We start from the raw sequence: 468 nt of genomic DNA, 5'->3' as shown, positions 1-468 counted from the left end.
GCGGACGCTGACCCGCCGGGCATCTCATCGAACACTCGCCGACCTGCTACGCCGGTTAAACCCGGCATTGCGGGGTTGGTGCACATACTTTCAACACGGCGTCGTGAAACACCTCTTCAGCTACATCGACCACTTCGCCTTCTGGCGGATCGTCGGCTGGTTGAAGAAACGACACCCGAAACTGAACATGCGCACCCTGGTACGTCGTCATCTGCCCGGCTGGCAGATCCGCGACCAAGGAATCGAGTTCTTCCGATGCCAGCAGGTCACCGTGGCCCGCTACCGGTATCGAGGAACCCGCATTCCCACACCATGGACGAACGCCTTGGCATGATCACATGGAGAGCCGGATGCTCAGGAATGGGCACGTCCGGTTCGGAGGGCGGCCAGCAGAAACCCACCAGTTCAAAGACTGGCAGGGCGCTGCTGGCCGACCCTACACGGAGCACCACACCGGTGAGGGCAAGC

General features: G+C 61.5%; 1 protein-coding gene. It reads left to right on the top strand.

The annotated features are described in order from the left end of the window. Positions 1-334, top strand: a 334-nt coding sequence (locus MWC30_RS21880; RefSeq protein ID WP_244086313.1) for a group II intron maturase-specific domain-containing protein, incomplete at its 5' end; no start/stop codon positions are given. Positions 335-468: the final 134 nt, after the last annotated feature.

The sequence above is a fragment of the Desulforhabdus sp. TSK genome, from assembly GCF_022836495.1.
Classification (GTDB): Bacteria; Desulfobacterota; Syntrophobacteria; order Syntrophobacterales; family Syntrophobacteraceae; genus Desulforhabdus.
Note: the sequence above shows the minus strand (reverse complement) of the source record. Positions and strands in the feature narration are given on the sequence as shown.